6 protein-coding genes are annotated in these 18629 nt (G+C 45.5%); 2 read left to right on the forward strand and 4 right to left on the reverse strand.

Annotated features, from left to right (window positions below; genetic code table 11):
- The 4 genes from AC23N5_RS11290 to AC23N5_RS11305 all read right to left on the reverse strand — a co-directional run.
- Positions 1 to 7088, reverse strand: a 7088-nt coding sequence (locus tag AC23N5_RS11290; RefSeq protein ID WP_487755650.1) for an Ig-like domain-containing protein, incomplete at its 3' end; no start/stop codon positions are given.
- Between the two features lie 83 nt (positions 7089 to 7171).
- Positions 7172 to 10636: an Ig-like domain-containing protein gene (locus AC23N5_RS11295; protein WP_487755651.1), complete on the reverse strand. Its 3465-nt coding sequence runs from the start codon at positions 10634 to 10636 to the stop codon at positions 7172 to 7174.
- 29 nt (positions 10637 to 10665) lie between these two features.
- Positions 10666 to 12792 carry a hypothetical protein gene (locus AC23N5_RS11300; protein WP_487755652.1) on the reverse strand — a complete coding sequence of 709 codons (2127 nt, stop codon included), beginning with the start codon at positions 12790 to 12792 and terminating at the stop codon, positions 10666 to 10668.
- A 49-nt stretch (positions 12793 to 12841) separates the two neighbouring features.
- Complete coding sequence (locus AC23N5_RS11305) at positions 12842 to 14932, reverse strand: hypothetical protein (RefSeq protein ID WP_487755653.1); 2091 nt, start codon at positions 14930 to 14932, stop codon at positions 12842 to 12844.
- Between the two features lie 875 nt (positions 14933 to 15807).
- Here AC23N5_RS11305 and AC23N5_RS11310 point away from each other — a divergent pair.
- Together AC23N5_RS11310 and AC23N5_RS11315 are read left to right on the forward strand one after the other, a co-directional pair.
- Entirely contained in the window at positions 15808 to 16503 is a 696-nt protein-coding gene (locus tag AC23N5_RS11310; RefSeq protein ID WP_487755654.1) for a LytR/AlgR family response regulator transcription factor, read from the forward strand.
- Between the two features lie 32 nt (positions 16504 to 16535).
- On the forward strand, positions 16536 to 18536 hold the full coding sequence (locus tag AC23N5_RS11315) for a sensor histidine kinase (RefSeq protein ID WP_487755655.1): 2001 nt from the start codon (positions 16536 to 16538) through the stop codon (positions 18534 to 18536).
- Positions 18537 to 18629: the final 93 nt, after the last annotated feature.

Genomic DNA, 18629 nt, shown 5'->3' on the forward strand with positions numbered 1-18629 from the left:
ACTGGCGTGCCTACTTCCGTCTGCGTATTGTCATCCATCGCAATCGGCTTGTCGTTGCCTGGCGTCGGCGTAGGAATGATCGTTATCACTACACAAGCCGTGTCTTTCAAGCCCGCATTGTCCTTCACTTCGTAACAGAAGCCGTCTTGACCCGTTACCCCTGGATTCGGCGTGTAGGCGTAGCTACCATTGGGATTCAACGTTACCGTTCCCTTCGTTGGTGGCGTCACTGGCGTGGTCGTCACTGTCAATGTCCCGCCTTCTGGATCTTTGTCATTCGTCAACACGTTTCCATTGAATGGCTTATCCTGTGGCGTTTCGCCTATGTCATTCGTCGCAATCGGCGGCTGGTTCGCTGGTGGCAAGATCGCTATCACTACCGTCGCCGTGTCACACGCTCCGCTTGGGTCACATACCTTGTAGGTGTAGCTGTCGCTGCCCACATAGTCCGTGTTTGGCGTATAGGTGTAACTTCCGTTCGCATTCTGTACCACCGTCCCGTTCGTCGGATTCGTCAACTTCGTGTACGTCAACTGTGCCGCCGTGTTGTCGGGGTCACTGTCATTTTCAGCTACTGTGCCATTTACCGCTACGTTCTTCGTCGTCGTTTTTGCATCGTCAACCGCCACAGGGGGCTTGTTGCCTGCTATCACTGGCACCACATTGATCGTCACCGTCGCCGTGTCACACAAACTTGGAGTTCCGTTATCACAAATGCGGTACGTGAATTTGTCTGTGCCCGTAAAGTTCGCATTTGGTGTGTAAACAAACGTGCCATCCGCGTTCTGTGTCACCGTTCCGTTCGTCGGGTTCGTCAACTTCACTGGGCTGCCCAACGTAGAATTGCCGTCTGGGTCGCTGTCGTTGGCTTTCGCATTGATCGTCACTGGCATGCCTACTTCCGTCTGCGTATTGTCATCCATCGCAATCGGCTTGTCGTTACCTGGCGTTGGCGTAGGAATAATCGTTATCACTACACAAGCCGTGTCTTTCAAGCCAGCATTGTCCTTCACTTCGTAACAGAAACCATCTTGACCCGTCGCCCCTGGATTCGGCGTGTAGGTGTAGCTACCATTGGGATTCAACGTTACCGTTCCCTTCGTTGGTGGCGTCACTGGCGTGGTCGTCACCGTCAATGTACCGCCTTCTGGATCTTTGTCATTCGTCAAGACGTTTCCATTGAAGGGCTTATCCTGTGGCGTTTCGCCTATGTCGTTCGTCGCAAGCGGTGGCTGGTTCGCTGGTGGCAAGATCGCTATCACTACCGTCGCCGTGTCACACGCTCCGCTTGGGTCACATACCTTGTAGGTGTAGCTGTCGCTGCCTACATAGTCCGTGTTTGGCGTGTAGGTGTAACTTCCGTTTGCATTCTGTACCACCGTCCCGTTCGTCGGATTCGTCAACTTCGTGTACGTCAACTGTGCCGCCGTGTTGTCGGGGTCACTGTCATTTTCAGCTACTGTGCCATTTACCGCTACATTCTTCGTCGTCGTTTTTGCATCGTCAACCGCCACAGGGGGCTTGTTGCCTGCTATCACTGGCACCACATTGATCGTCACCGTCGCCGTGTCACACAAACTTGGAGTTCCGTTATCACAAATGCGGTACGTGAATTTGTCAGTCCCCGTAAAGTTCGCATTCGGTGTGTAAACAAACGTACCATCCGCATTCTGTGTCACCGTTCCGTTCGTCGGGTTCGTCAACTTCACTGGACTGCCCAATGTTCCATTGGGGGTTCCTGTCGCATCGGGGTCGCTGTCGTTGGCTTTCGCATTAATCGTCACAGCAGTGCCTACTTCCGTCTGCGTATTGTCATCCATCGCAATCGGCTTGTCGTTGCCTGGCGTCGGCGTAGGAATAATCGTTATCACTACACAGGCCGTGTCTTTCAAGCCCGCGTTATCCTTCACTTCGTAACAGAAACCATCTTGACCCGTCACTCCTGGATTCGGTGTGTAAGTGTAGCTACCATTGGGATTCAACGTTACCGTTCCCTTCGTCGGTGGCGTCACTGGCGTGGTCGTCACTGTCAATGTCCCGCCTTCAGGGTCTTTGTCATTCGTCAACACGTTTCCATTGAATGGCTTATCCTGTGGCGTTTCGCCTATGTCGTTCGTCGCAAGCGGCGGCTGGTTCGCTGGTGGCAAGATCGCTATCACTACCGTCGCCGTGTCACACGCTCCGCTTGGGTCACATACCTTGTAGGTGTAGCTGTCGCTGCCTACATAGTCCGTGTTTGGCGTGTAGGTGTAACTTCCGTTCGCATTCTGTACCACCGTCCCGTTCGTCGGATTCGTCAACTTCGTGTACGTCAACTGTGCCGCCGTGTTGTCGGGGTCACTGTCATTTTCAGCTACTGTGCCATTTACCGCTACGTTCTTCGTCGTCGTTTTTGCATCGTCAACCGCCACAGGGGGCTTGTTGCCTGCTATCACTGGCACCACATTGATTGTTACCGTCGCTGTGTCACACAAACTTGGGCTACCGTTATCACAAATGCGGTACGTGAATTTGTCAGTCCCCGTAAAGTTCGCATTTGGTGTGTAAACAAACGTACCATCCGCATTCTGAGTCACCGTTCCGTTCGTCGGGTTCGTCAACTTCACTGGACTGCCCAACGTAGAATTGCCGTCTGGGTCGCTGTCATTGGCTTTCGCATTGATCGTCACTGGCGTGCCTACTTCCGTCTGCGTATTGTCATCCATCGCAATCGGCTTGTCGTTGCCTGGCGTCGGCGTAGGAATAATCGTTATCACTACACAGGCCGTGTCTTTCAAGCCCGCGTTATCCTTCACTTCGTAACAGAAACCATCTTGACCCGTCACCCCTGGATTCGGCGTGTAGGTGTAGCTACCATTGGGATTCAACGTTACCGTTCCCTTTGTCGGTGGCGTCACTGGCGTGGTCGTCACTGTCAATGTGCCTCCTTCAGGGTCTTTGTCATTCGTCAACACATTTCCATTGAATGGCTTATCCTGTGGCGTTTCGCCTATGTCGTTCGTCGCAAGCGGTGGCTGGTTCGCTGGTGGCAAGATCGCTATCACTACCGTCGCCGTGTCACACGCTCCGCTTGGGTCACATACCTTGTAGGTGTAGCTGTCGCTGCCTACATAGTCCGTGTTTGGCGTGTAGGTGTAACTTCCGTTTGCATTCTGTACCACCGTCCCGTTCGTCGGATTCGTCAACTTTGTGTAAGTCAACTGTGCCGCCGTGTTGTCGGGGTCACTGTCATTTTCAGCTACTGTGCCATTTACCGCTACATTCTTCGTCGTCGTTTTTGCATCGTCAACCGCCACAGGGGGCTTGTTACCTGCTATCACTGGTACCACATTGATTGTTACCGTCGCTGTGTCACACAAACTTGGGCTACCGTTATCACAAATGCGGTACGTGAATTTGTCTGTCCCCGTAAAGTTCGCATTGGGTGTGTAAACAAACGTACCATCCGCGTTCTGAGTCACCGTTCCGTTCGTCGGGTTCGTCAACTTCACTGGGCTACCCAACGTGCCGTTGGGAGTTCCTGTCGCATCGGGGTCGCTGTCATTGGCTTTCGCATTAATCGTCACAGCAGTGCCTACTTCCGTCTGCGTATTGTCATCCATCGCAATCGGCTTGTCGTTACCTGGCGTTGGCGTAGGAATAATCGTTATCACCACACAAGCTGTGTCTTTCAAGCCTGCATTGTCCTTCACTTCGTAACAGAAACCGTCTTGACCCGTTACCCCTGGATTCGGTGTGTAGGTGTAGCTACCATTGGGATTCAACGTTACCGTTCCCTTCGTCGGTGGCGTCACTGGCGTGGTCGTCACTGTCAATGTGCCGCCTTCTGGATCTTTGTCATTCGTCAAGACGTTTCCATTGAATGGCTTATCCTGTGGTGTTTCACCTATGTCGTTCATCGCAATCGGCGGCTGGTTCGCTGGTGGCAAGATCGCTATCACTACCGTCGCCGTGTCACACGCTCCGCTTGGGTCACATACCTTGTAGGTGTAGCTGTCGCTGCCCACATAGTCCGTGTTTGGCGTATAGGTGTAACTTCCGTTTGCATTCTGTACCACCGTCCCGTTTGTCGGATTCGTCAACTTTGTGTACGTCAACTGATTCGCCGCGTTGTCGGGGTCACTGTCGTTGGCCGCTACTGTGCCATCTACCGCTACGTTCTTCGTCGTTGTGTTCGCATCATCAACCGCCACAGGGGGCTTGTTACCTGCTATCACTGGCACCACATTGATCGTTACAGTCGCCGTGTCACACAAACTTGGAGTTCCGTTATCACAAATGCGGTACGTGAATTTGTCTGTGCCCGTAAAGTTCGCATTCGGTGTGTAAACAAACGTACCATCCGCGTTCTGTGTCACCGTTCCGTTCGTCGGGTTCGTCAACTTCACTGGGCTACCCAATGTTCCGTTAGGGGTTCCTGTTGCATCTGGGTCGCTGTCGTTGGCTTTTGCATTAATCGTCACTGGCGTGCCTACTTCCGTCTGCGTATTGTCATCCATCGCAATCGGCTTGTCGTTGCCTGGCGTTGGCGTAGGAATAATCGTTATTACTACACAAGCCGTGTCTTTCAAGCCTGCATTGTCCTTCACTTCGTAACAGAAGCCATCTTGACCCGTCACCCCTGGATTCGGTGTGTAGGTAAACGTCCCGTCTGGATTCAAACTCACCGTCCCTTTCGTCGGTGGCGTCACTGGCGTAGTTGTCACTGTCAATGGACCTCCCTCAGGGTCTTTGTCATTCGTCAACACATTTCCATTGAATGGCTTATCCTGTGGCGTTTCGCCTATGTCATTCGTCGCAAGCGGCGGCTGGTTCGCTGGTGGCAAGATCGCTATCACTACCGTTGCCGTGTCACACGCTCCGCTTGGGTCACATACCTTGTAGGTGTAGCTGTCGCTGCCTACATAGTCCGTGTTTGGCGTGTAGGTGTAACTTCCGTTTGCATTCTGTACCACCGTCCCGTTCGTCGGATTCGTCAACTTCGTGTACGTCAACTGTGCCGCCGTGTTGTCGGGGTCACTGTCATTTTCAGCTACTGTGCCATTTACCGCTACGTTCTTCGTCGTCGTTTTTGCATCATCAACCGCCACAGGGGGCTTGTTGCCTGCTATCACTGGCACCACATTGATCGTTACAGTCGCCGTGTCACACAAACTTGGAGTTCCGTTATCACAAATGCGGTACGTGAATTTGTCTGTCCCCGTAAAGTTCGCATTCGGTGTGTAAACAAACGTACCATCCGCATTCTGTGTCACCGTTCCGTTCGTCGGATTCGTCAACTTCACTGGGCTGCCCAATGTTCCGTTGGGGGTTCCTGTCGCATCGGGGTCGCTGTCATTGGCTTTCGCATTAATCGTCACAGCAGTGCCTACTTCCGTCTGCGTATTGTCATCCATCGCAATCGGCTTGTCGTTACCTGGCGTTGGCGTAGGAATAATCGTTATCACTACACAAGCCGTGTCTTTCAAGCCCGCGTTATCCTTCACTTCGTAACAGAAGCCGTCTTGACCCGTTACCCCTGGATTCGGCGTGTAGGTGTAGCTACCATTTGGATTCAACGTTACCGTTCCCTTCGTCGGTGGCGTCACTGGCGTGGTCGTCACCGTCAATGTGCCTCCCTCGGGGTCTTTGTCATTCGTTAACACATTCCCTTTAAATGGCGTATCCTGTGGCGTTTCGCCTATGTCATTCATCGCAATCGGCGGCTGGTTCGCTGGTGGCAAGATCGCTATCACTACCGTTGCCGTGTCACACGCTCCGCTTGGGTCACATACCTTGTAGGTGTAGCTGTCGCTGCCCACATAGTCCGTGTTTGGCGTGTAGGTGTAACTTCCGTTTGCATTCTGTACCACCGTCCCGTTCGTCGGATTCGTCAACTTTGTGTATGTCAACTGATTCGCCGCGTGGTCGGGGTCACTGTCGTTGGCCGCTACTGTGCCATCTACCGATACGTTCTTCGTCGTTGTCGTCGCATCATCAACCGCCACAGGGGGCTTGTTGCCTGCTATCACTGGCACCACATTGATCGTTACCGTCGCTGTGTCACACAAACTTGGGCTACCGTTATCACAAATGCGGTACGTGAATTTGTCTGTCCCCGTAAAGTTCGCATTCGGTGTGTAAACAAACGTACCATCCGCGTTCTGAGTCACCGTTCCGTTCGTCGGATTCGTCAACTTCACTGGACTGCCCAATGTTCCGTTGGGGGTTCCTATTGCATCGGGGTCGCTGTCGTTGGCTTTCGCATTAATCGTCACAGCAGTGCCTACTTCCGTCTGCGTATTGTCATCCATCGCAATCGGCTTGTCGTTACCTGGCGTTGGCGTAGGAATAATCGTTATCACTACACAAGCTGTGTCTTTCAAGCCTGCATTGTCCTTCACTTCGTAACAGAAGCCATCTTGACCCGTCACTCCTGGATTCGGCGTGTAGGTGTAGCTACCATTGGGATTCAACGTTACCGTTCCCTTTGTTGGTGGCGTCACTGGCGTGGTCGTCACTGTCAATGTCCCGCCTTCAGGGTCTTTGTCATTCGTCAACACGTTTCCATTGAATGGCTTATCCTGTGGCGTTTCGCCTATGTCATTCGTCGCAAGCGGCGGTAAATTTACGCTACATGTCGTTCCTGTATTATTGTAATTGCTTTTGTAAACGTCTGCAAAATTCAGAGCATTACCAATGTAGTTATTGTAATCCCCAAAAAGCATCCCTGGCGCATCCGACTGTGGGTCAGTAGTATTTTCAAACAAGCGTACGCCTGCCACGCAATTCCCAGACAATGAAAACTTAAACAACATTGTCTCTTGCCCATTCGTCCAAGCCATCGGAGCACCCGTTGTAGATACTCCGTGGAAATCAGAATTTGGGGCAGCCGTTGGAGCATAAACGGTTGAATTATCCGCCCACACCCCGCCGTTTACTGAGGTTATTACCAACTTTGCATCAGCAATGCTTTTTGGTAATACTACCGTTATCTGGGTTCCTCCCCCAACATTGAATGTTGAAGCAGAAAAGTCAGGGCGGCCATACACTTCGTATTCACTCGTAGTTGAATTGAATCGAATGGTACATTCTACTTTCTGAGCCATTGCTTGAACGCTCACGAAAAGCCCCCCGAACAAAATTAAAAGATATTTTATCAATCGTTCCATAATAGTTTGTAGGGTAAGGTTTAAGGGATTTGTTCAAACATGTTATTAAAGTTGTACAGCAAACCACTGTTCAGACGATATAACAGCAGGTTATTTTGGATGTAAATAATGTCATTATTGGCACCCGCGTATTTAACCTTTCCGTCCATGTTGATATCTCCCTGTTTATAACCAATGCCATTGTTAAAGTTGTAAGAAGCGGCTGAGAACTCCACTAAAATTTCGTTTAGTGGCTTTGTCAAATCCGTATTGGCTCCATCATATTTTAAACGGAAGTCAGAGACGGCATTTCCAGCCCACAACGCTTTCTTACCAGGCAATACGGTTGTATTCATTTCAACACCGTCATAATTTAAAGTCAAAATATTAGGACGATTCCACACGTCGGAGCTATCCATCACGGTGAAGTCCACCAACGTCCCTACGGTAGTCATCGGAATCGCTTTTTTGGTCATTACGCCAAGGTGATTGCGGTGTTTTACCGACACGAAATAGGATGTACTGGTTAAACCTGTAAAGGTAAGTGCAGATACTCCATCAGTGGATGACACTACATCCCCATCTCTCTGAACCAATCCCGAAGCCGTTTGAAGTACTACCGTAGAATCCGATTTTGACCGTAATTCAACAAATACCCAATCCACGATGGCATTTCCAGTACCTACATTAGCACTCAATACGGCCGAAGTGGTTATTTCGGTTCCACCTTTTATGTGTTTAAATCGCGTACTTAATGCGCCAAGTGAATCATTGAGCGCCTTATATGGCTCTGTTAATGGCAAGAGATTCAATCTTCTCAAATCATCCCGCATCAAACCATCGCTTGTTCCGTACAATGCCCCTTGTAATAAAACCCTCAATACAAGTTTCGCAACAGGAAGTGGTAGTACCGTCAACGTAACTGTGGCAGTATCACACTTCACTGGAATACCACTGTCACACACCTTGTAAGTAAAGACATCGCTACCCACAAAACCTGTATTTGGGGTGTAGGTATAGGTTCCGTCAGCATTAAAGACTACCGTCCCATTGGTTGGCGCATTTACTCTTGTAAAAGTTAGCGGCGTGTTGTTGTCTGGGTCAAAGTCGTTGTTAGCAACTGTTCCATTTACAGGCGTATTCATCAAGGTTGAATTCGCATCATCCAACGCAACTGGCGGTTTATTTCCTGCCAATGGCGTTGGTAACACCGTAATAGTCACCGTTGCGGTATCGCACAAACTTGGTGTTCCGTTGTCACAAATACTGTACGTAAAGCTGTCTTTTCCGATAAATCCAAGTGACGGTGTGTAGGCAAATGTTCCGTCTGGATTCGTCACCACCGTACCGTTTGTTGGGTTTGTCAACTTAGTTGGATTCCCCAATGTCCCGTTTGGCGTTCCTGTTGGGTCTGGGTCAACGTCATTGGCTTTTACCTTAATCACCACCGCTGTATTTAGGTGGGTTTCAGTAGCATCGTCAGCCGCAATTGGCTTGTTATTTTCAACAGTTGGTGCAGGTAAAATATTGATAGTCACGCACGCTGTTGACTTCAATCCTGCATTGTCCGAAATTTCGTAACAAAACACGTCTTGCCCCGTCACCCCTGGATTTGGTGTATATACAAATGTTCCGTTGGCATTCAATACGACCGTACCTTTTGCAGGGGGCGTTACTGGCGTTGTGGTCACTGTCAACGGCCCGCCTTCTGGGTCGCGGTCGTTTGTCAGTACACTTCCCGAGACTGGCTTGTCTTGAACCGTATTAAAAATATCATTGACTGCAATAGGCGGTAAATTAGAATTTGAACAAACGCGGTAATGCACTGAGTTTGATACCTCATAGCAACTATCCAAAACCGTCACTTTTGAATAAAGGACATCGCCCACAACAAAATTAATGGGTTTGGTTCTATAAACGGCTACTACGGCATAATAGCCCGTATCTACCGCCGCAAAAGACGCGGTTGAACTGATGGCTTTGATTGTGTTTGTTTTTTCATCAATCAACACATACGAGGTAGTTACACCTGCTGTTGCGCTTGGAGTTGCGTTAAAAGTGATGGTAACAGGTGCTGTTGTGTAATCACACGCACCACATACTCTAAAGGCAAGTGGAGTTGAATATTTCAAACAACCACTGGTGCTATACACCTCCGTTATTCGCTTGCCAACCGTCGCATCTCTCAATGTATCAGCGTAATAAGCGCCAACAACATAGTAATTCCCTGCATTTACCCCCGTAAAACTTGGGCTAGTTGAGTTGATTTTAACAATTTGACCATTGGCCATATCCACCAACAAGTACGTTTTCAAATAACCTGCGGGTTCGTTCGACACCGTTAACGTTACGTTAGCGGGGGCGGCGTTGTAATCACAAGCTGTTGGTACAGGTGGCAACGGTGGGATGGGTGACTCGCAATCGTTGATTTGAACCGCTACTGAGTCCGCTGGGCTAAAGCAATTGGCCACTTTGTGATAATACATGGCATAAAACTTACCACTTGCGCTTACTGTTAAGCTGGTCAATGTATCTGCCGATGAGGTAGGTACTTTGTGCGTACTCCAAACAAGCGTTGTACCCGAAGGTTTTGTTCCAGTATTTGTTAGAGTTGCCAACGAGACTGTGACGGCAGGACAAGAATTTTGCAGCGAAGTGGCCGTAATGATGGGTGCTGTTGTACCCGCAGGACAGCTACATGCGTTAATAGTTACTGTCACTGAATCGGCAGGACTGTAACAGTTATTGGTGGCATCAAAAAAAGCAGCATAATATTTCCCCGCTCCTACTCCTGACACACTACCCAACTTATTGGCAGTAGTAGCTACTTTAGAAGTATGCCACGTCAAGGTTGTATTTGCTGGTAAATTTGAGGCTGTTATTGACTCTAAATTAGCTACCGTAGCTGGACATACGTTACTTTTTGTTGAGCTACTCAATACTGGCGAGGCAGTTCCTGCCAAACAAGGCACATTACAACTGGTGGCAATGGCGACGATGGCTGAATTGGAAGTAGTATAACAACCTGCGGCATCTCGGTACGCGACAAAATACACCACTGCTGTTGAAGTAGTCGTAATCAGTGTATTCGTAATTCGGTTGGCATCCGTTGCTAGGGGGTCAGTATGAAAGGTAACAATCGAACCGCTAGGTTTACCCGTACTGTCCACCGAAGCTTTTAATTCAACGGTCGTAGCAGGACAAACATTTGTCGCAACTTTGAGTGCCGTCGGTTGACTGTAACATACGGGGTTTCCACCCAAATTGTAAACGGCATAATATACCCCTGGGGCGGCACTTTGTGCTTGCGCGGGAGTCATTAGGTTAGCAGCGCTGACGGGCAAATCACTGTGCCATTCAAAGGTTGCCCCTTGCGGTACAGTTGTCGGCTGATAGGTCGTGATATTTACGGAGGGTGTTTGGGAGAATACCTGCCCAACCACCGTCAGTAGTATGACGAGGAATAGACCTATGGCCCTGTTCAAAGAATTTATTTTCTTGTTCATAAAGGGGTATTGTAAAAAGGGCACATAGTTTATTTCTTTAGCATAGGGCCTACCGATGGCACACATTGCAGCGTCCAAATATCCGTAAACGCTTTCGTTGGTGTTTTTGTCAAATCAGCCGCGCAGCTACCCGCTTGTCCAATCGTAAATTGAAAATTATTGGTCAACGTGCTTCCGTCGTATTTTATCGGAATGTGGAAGGTTTGAATTCCCGTTGAAGCGGCCGTTACTTTGGTAAATCCACTCACGAGACTGATTCCTGACCCACTCACGGTGAGCGGTGAAAAATCACCCGCCGTCGTTACGTTGATGGTCACCAAAAGCGACAACTGAGACGGTGTTCCCTGCACGGGTGCGGGATACAATTGCGTTTTTGAACAATCAATCACCCCTGCCGCTGGGGTAGAAACAGGATCTCCAAGCGGACCACCCGTACCTGGGCTGGTGTTGCAGCTTAATAACTGCTCATTGGCGATTGGGATAGGAAAGGGAGAAAAGATTGAGCTAGTTCCACTATTACCATAAAGTATTTTTCCAACACCCGAATTGGCCGCTAAATCTCCAACTACATACCCTCGACCCGACTGAGAGATAATAAAAAGCTGATCCCCGTTCCCACTCCCTGATCTAATTAATTTTTTGGCACCCGAATAATTTACCGCTTCGAACGTCCAAGAATACCGCGTGATTGAGTTAGCAGCTACCACATCATTACAATCATCGACAAATTCCCCCACCTGTCCTACTGCTCTTTCGCCCTGCGCATTGACTAACGACAAGAAATTACCCGAATAAATCGTATTAGCCTCCCTACTATCATTTTTACCAGTCCAATACACTTTCCCATTATCGCAAGCTACCAGCGTTGCGGTTTCATAATCGGTTGAAAACTCCCGCCCCGTTGCAATGTCAAGCACTTTTGAAGCACCTGAGGGCATGGCCATCTCCACAAAACGATTGAGGTAAAATAAAGAATCGGTACCTGAAGGATTACGCTTGTATTCATCTGCAGCTAGAGGGGCTGATTTTAACGGCGCAAGTACATAGTTGGTAGGAGCCACCCCTGGTTTGGTGTAAGTTGTACTATTATATTGGCTAGACTTTCTCCAGACCCCCGTCGCATACGCTTTGCCACTGGCCGCTATCGCAAACGTAGTTGCATAAATATTGGGAGTCCCCACTTTAATATCGATGATATCTTCGCCCGCAGGGAAAGGAACTTCCCGTGGATTAATCAAGACTGCTTTTCCATTAGTTTCATCAGCCGTCAAAGTCGGAGATGAGAAAGCAAAAATTGACGGTACACCTGTTGCATACACACCTGACATGGCCCCTGTATAATAGATTTTTCCGTTGTTGCCTTTGAGGTAAATAATTGGGAGGGCATTACTAATTTTACCCACCCATACTCTTGTATATTTAAAGCTGGCATCCGTACCCGATGGTTTAGGAATTTCGGCAAATGTTACAGTAGCTGATGCTCCTCCCACTCCAATGTGATACGCCTTTCCTGAAGCCCCCACCGATACCCAAAAAAAGGAGTTTCTGGGCGTATCAAAGTCAACGAACTCGCTTTCACCCAAAATCGTCAGTGGGATGGGAGTCCTCTTTGCCCGAACTGTATCAGCATAACTGGTTGGAACACCCAACGTCCACCCCGCTACCGTCCCCACCAGTCCTGTGTTGATCCCCCACGCGCACAATTTCCCCGTAGAAGTCAAGCAGAAAAAAGTATTGGCATAATTGTACGTAGCCCCCTCAAACATGAGTACCCGTACCTTTGTGACTGTTTCATCTCCAGGCACACGCACATGATAGGGAGTTACCTGATATGCGGCCTCAAGGGCTGCGGATGTCCCATTCCGATTGGCATGAATCGTATGATACATGTTCGCCCCCCAAGTATAGACCCGCCCGTCGGTTGTCAAACCAATGGTTGATATCGTTTCATTATTCTTGTAGTGGGAAGATATATCCTGCCAAGCCAAGGTAGAAACCGCTTGTTTTCCCAATTCTGACCCAAACTGAGCCACTACGTTGTGCCCACCCAGAAGTGAGCAGCAAATCAACAAACAAACATACACACGACGAAGCATGTCTCCTGACAACCTCGGCTGTTTCTGATTCAAAAGTAAGGGGTAATATAATGTATTCATTTTGTATCGATTTTAGGATGTATCAACTGTGAGTTCCCTAACGTCTTGCTTATTTTGAAAGTACGCCTGGCGTAATGGCCGTACAATTGTTCAAACTCCACACTTTGGTAATTTCGTTGGAAGGCTTATTGGTTAAGTCAGCCGAACAGCTACCTGCTGAACCAATCGTAAATTGAAAATTATTGGTCAACGTGCTGCCATTGTATTTTATCGGAATGTGGAAGGTTTGAACGCCCGTTGTTGTGGCGGTTACTTTGTCAAAACCACTCACCAAGCTCATTCCCGAGCCACTGATGGTAATCGGAGAAAAATCACCAATGGTGGTGACGTTAATCGTTACGAGCAACGACAACTCCGAAGGCGTTCCCTGCACGGGTGCGGGATACAATTTCGTTTTTGAACAATCAATGGCTCCTACGCCTGGGGTAGATACTGGCTCACCAAGCGGGCCACCCGTGCCTGTGCTGGTGTTGCAACTAAGTAGAAGCTCATTGGCGATGGGCACGGGCCAACCGGAGGTATAATATGAACTTGTAATTACTTTACCAGGCGCTGTGTTAGGAAGCATATAGCCTACAAAATAACCTCTGCCCGATTTTGAAATTATACCAAGCTGACGTTGCACATAGTGAGAATGAAATATCTTTTGAGCCCCCTGATAGTTAATTGCTTCATACAACCAGGAATAATAGGAATTAGAACGCACAGTCTGCACATCTTTACACTCATCTGGTAAAGCTTGGGGAGCACCTGAAGAGGTTAATTGTAAATAATTACCAATCATACGATCATATGGATAAGATGCCGTACCACCCTGTCCAGTTCCACTCCAATATACCTTGTTATTATTACCCACCATCAATGTGGCCCAATTCTGTGAACCCACTACCCCCCCTACAATGCTCAATATGGATGTTACACCTGGTGGCATGGCTATTTCGGTAAACTGCTTTAGTATGTAAACACTATCTATATCTCCGCTATTCACGAACCTAGCATCTACCTGATTGGCAGTAAGAGCCGTTTTTATGGGGACAACTACATATTGTCGGTAATCCATTCCTGGCGTACCTCCCCCTCTTCCAAACGTAAATCGCCAGGCACCAGCAACATAGGCCTTCCCACTTGAACTAATCGCATATGTGTTATCGTATGTAGCCTTTGAACGAACATTAATCTCAATGATATTTTCACCCGCTGGAAAAGGTACCAAACGAGGATTGATTGACCGAACAGTACCAGCTGTTTCGGCAGCTGTTAACGTAGGCCCATCAGTAGGATATAATGCGGGAATACCAGAGGTATAATTACCGCTCATTGATCCTGTGATGTATATGTTGCCATCATTTCCTTTCAGGTAAATGAGGGGCATAGTACCTAAGTCGGATACCCATACATTGGTGTACTTAAAGCCACTGCCTACGCCCGAAGGCAGGGGAATGGGCGCAAAAGTGGCTGCAAAAGTCCCATAAACATCAGATACCCCAATGTGGTAAGCAGCACCCAATGAGCCAATTACCACACCATAATCGTTCATCTTGGAAAAATCCATATCAATAAACGTATTTTCTCCAATGTTGGTCATTAGTATCGGTGAACGTTGGGCTGTGGTAGTATCATTAAGAGCAATTGATGAAGTATATCTCGGAAATGTTGCGAGGTTATTACCTGCAAGTCCCCTATTTATACCCCAAGCATACATTTTACCGCTGGCCGTAAGGCAGAAATACGTAGGATAACTACCAGACCCAGCAGCGCCTGAATATCCTGTTGATGCCGTTACACGTACTTTCTTGGCTACTTCGCCTGCGGGCAATTTTACAAAATAAGGGGCTACTTGCATCATAGTGTAGCCATTGGCTGCTCTTCCAGCATGTATTGTATAACCTTTATTGTTACCCCAGGTATATACCCGCCCATCAGTCGTTTTTCCGATGGCAGCGGATACATCATTATTATCATAAGATGAAATATCATCCCAAGCCAACGTTGAATACGCAGGCATTCCCAAATCAAGCGCACCTGACTGGGCAAAGGAGTCAAAGCTTGTGATCCTAGCAAGTAGGAGACTCATTCCAAAATAAAAGGTACTGCGATTCTTCAATCGTTTTAAGAGCAAGGGGTAATAAAATGCTTTCATATACAATACTGTTTTAAGGTTGTTGACCCTAGGACTAAATAAGGATAAGAGGTAAATAGCTTGAACTTGGCAATAGTAATAGCGCAGCTACGTAATAAACTGCACCCCTAAAAGCACACTAAAATGACACCAAGAATGAAAGAAGTAACTGTGATTTTAAACCAAATGGCGACTTAACCAAATGAAATGGCTATATACTTCACCAAAGATATATATACCAAATAAGAAGACGATTAACGTATCAATAAGCTTACCAAGTATTTATTTTCTGCACCAGAAATGCACCAATTATTACATAAAATGGCTAGTTATTGACATGAATATACGCTTATATAGCATAAATAACAAAGAAAGGTAAATTTTATTAAAATCCCCTTTATCAATAATTATGCCATTTTATAAACAAACCCTTTTTCATAGATATACAACAGGCTAAGGCATCCTAAAGAAGGCAATTCATGAGATATTCACCCTAGAAATTCACTTAAATTACCTACTAACAGAAACATACCATTGGAAATTATCGGCTTTGACGCACTTTTTTTGACGAAAGTTTCTTGTTAAAAAGTTTTAATGCCTTAAATCAATACTATGTCCCAAAAATAACCTCATTATCCCCTCCAAATCGTATAATTTTATGCCAAATCATTTGAACCAACAATCATATAAATATAAATCAAAATGGCTATTTTATACAATGTAATGTCTAAAACATGAATTATACCCCAAATAAGTACACGCTGTATATCCTATTTTCCAGAAAAAATGAACGAAGAGCATCTGTATTTTTATTCAAAAAAACATGTTACTTTGTCCCAAAGTGTTAGTCCTATTCTGAACTTACCCTTCTTGAAGCATTTAAAGCAGAAAACCTTATGAAAAATTTAGCCGCACTAATCATTGACGACGACCCAGAACAAGCAGAACACCTTCAAAGTATCCTAGAAAAATTACCTATTTTTCTTTCCATCAAAATTCTCAATGACTCTACCCAAGGCTACGCCGAACTCCTTGAAAACGAGTACGATTTACTTTTTTTGGACATGGAGATGCCCAAGCTTAGTGGAATAGAACTCCTCAAGTCGCTGGCGCTGCCACCAACCATTGTGGTCACTTCCCATCCAGGATACGCTGCCGAGTGTTTTGACCTCGACGACGTGGTGGATTTTGTAGAAAAACCATTTACCGTCACGCGTATTGGCAGAGCAATCCGCAGGGCCATGCAGGAGGTAGTAGAGAAGATAGACGAAAATACCATTTACTTTAAAGCAGGACACAAAAATCAACAGTATAAACTTGACGAAATTTTATACATTGAGGCCGATGGAATTTACAGTATGATTTATTTGAAGTCTGGAGAACGAAGCCTTATCAACAGTAATATTTCGGAAGTTGAAAAGCAACTACAACACACCAAGCTTGTACGACTCCATAAATCTTATATTTATAATTGTATCCATATCGCTTCTTTTGATAGCCGACATTTATGGATTGGCAATCAAAAATTTGCATTGGGTGTTAGCTACCGAGGTCGTTTGGCAGAATACTTAAATGTGGATCCTAATTTCTAAACCATGACAATTTGATAGTGATACTTAAAACCATGCTTCTGAGTATCACTATCCATACGCTTCTTAATCTCATGTCCACGCGAGCTTATTTTTTCTTGTTTGTCTTATTGATTTGTTGCAATTTCTCACATTCACAATCTACAAGAAACAAGCCTGCAAATAACTACTCAAAAGACACCACCTATATACGCAGTATATTAACCAAAATCACTACGCTTTACTACGACGCTAAGCACGACAGTGTTTTGATATATCTTGACAAAATCAGTTCGTTTTCAAAGAAAAATAAAATAGATTTTTTTAACCCTGAAATTTACTTTCAATACGGCCAATATTATAGAGGTCATACGCAATACAATTGGAATAAAGCCCTTGAAATGTTTAACAAATCTTTGTATTGGGCTGAGAAGAGAAAAGATAATTTATTTATTGAAGAAATAAACTACAAGAAACTGACAGTGTACTCGGATATTTTCTTAGGAAGTAGTACAAACGAGACAAGTCAAGGACAATTAGTAAAACAATTATACGAAAACATTCGATTTTCTGAAATATCAAAATCTAAGAAGAGTTTATATAAAACTATTTATCTGTTTAAAGATATATACTACACCTATAAACAAGATTCTAGTTACTACTCATTTTTCGATAAACATTTAAAAATCAACCCATTACCTACTACATCTATTAATTATCAAATTATCTATTTTGGGTATTTTATCTACAAAAAAGACATTGAGAATGCAAAAAAATGCTTCGAAAACCTGACTAGGTTTCATGCCAATAAAGAACTTAGTGACATGGTCTATGCCTATTATATCAGCGATATGATGCGGGAGTCACTCAGTTATCCTTCTTTAAATTCCCAAATAGCGGCTCAACTCAAGCCACGACTTCATTTACTTCCAGGAAAAACAGACAGCCTTACATATTATAATAATTTTGCGACATATTATATTAAAAAAAAACAATTTAACGAAGCCAATTACTACAATTTATTGGCCAAAAATATCTTGTTAAAATACCCTACATTATCTATCACTCATCGGTACGATTTTCTAATTAATCAGTTATCAATTCTAGAACAAAAAAATGAGTTAAAAAAAAGTATTGATGTTTACAAAAAGCTCATTCCTATCAAAGATAGCCTGAATAGATTATTTGCTGGCTTTAACCTTATTTTACTTCAAGAACAAGTAGCAAGTGATTTAAAATTGAAAGAGTTTCAAAAAGAAATTGAATTAAAAAAATACGAATCGGAGCAATTTCAAGCCCAAAAACTTAAAGAATTTTCTGGACTCATTTTATCAATTGTGATATTATTCATTTCACTCATTGTTATTGGCATTCAAATAAGAAAAAATCGAAAACAAACAAACACACTACTCCAATTAACTTCCACTCAAAATACTCTTTTTGGAGTTATTGGACACGATTTACGTAGCCCCGTTTTAGCCGCTTATACAAATATAAAACGAGTTATCAACAATCCAGAATTAACCGCAGAAGAAATCAGGAATTCACTCCATTCAAAAATGGTTAGGCTCAACACACTTTTGCTAACACTCGATAACCTTCTATATTGGTCTAATAGCCAACAAAAATCTTTTAAACGAAAGCCCGTACAATGTAACTTGCTTGAAATTGTTGAAGAGTGTTTAGAATTGCTTGAAACCAATATTGAATTAAATGAGCTATCCATTGTCAATGAAGTTGACCCAACATTAGAATGTATTATGGATGAAAATCATTTTAAAATCATTATTAGAAATCTACTTCAAAACGCCATCAAATTCTCACCAAATGGTACATCTATTACCATCACTTCTGGTACACAACCACCATTTATCACCCTTTCAATTCTTGATTCTGGCCCTGGGTTTGGCAATACAGCCAATTCCAAACAAAAAGGTTCGGGACTAGGACTCACCCTCGTGCAATCTCTTTTAGAAATCAACAATGGGGAATTTGAGACGACAGATACAGCGTATGGGGCACTGGTAACCGTCAACGTATTGAACGCTAATAGATAAACGTTAGCAGTTTTATCGATACCAAAATCAAGTAATTTTATCCTTCAAATCAATTACATACCCCAAATATATCCTTATTTATGCCCCACAAAT

Source organism: Runella sp. R5_40 (genome assembly GCF_057652295.1).

Bases quoted from the DNA above. Each gene is read 5' to 3' on its own strand.
- AC23N5_RS11315 (WP_487755655.1), top strand. From the start codon at position 16,536: ATGCTTCTGAGTATCACTATCCATACGCTTCTTAATCTCATGTCCACG.
- AC23N5_RS11300 (WP_487755652.1), bottom strand. From the start codon at position 12,792: ATGAATACATTATATTACCCCTTACTTTTGAATCAGAAACAGCCGAGG.
- AC23N5_RS11305 (WP_487755653.1), bottom strand. From the start codon at position 14,932: ATGAAAGCATTTTATTACCCCTTGCTCTTAAAACGATTGAAGAATCGC.
- AC23N5_RS11310 (WP_487755654.1), top strand. From the start codon at position 15,808: ATGAAAAATTTAGCCGCACTAATCATTGACGACGACCCAGAACAAGCA.
- AC23N5_RS11295 (WP_487755651.1), bottom strand. From the start codon at position 10,636: ATGAACAAGAAAATAAATTCTTTGAACAGGGCCATAGGTCTATTCCTC.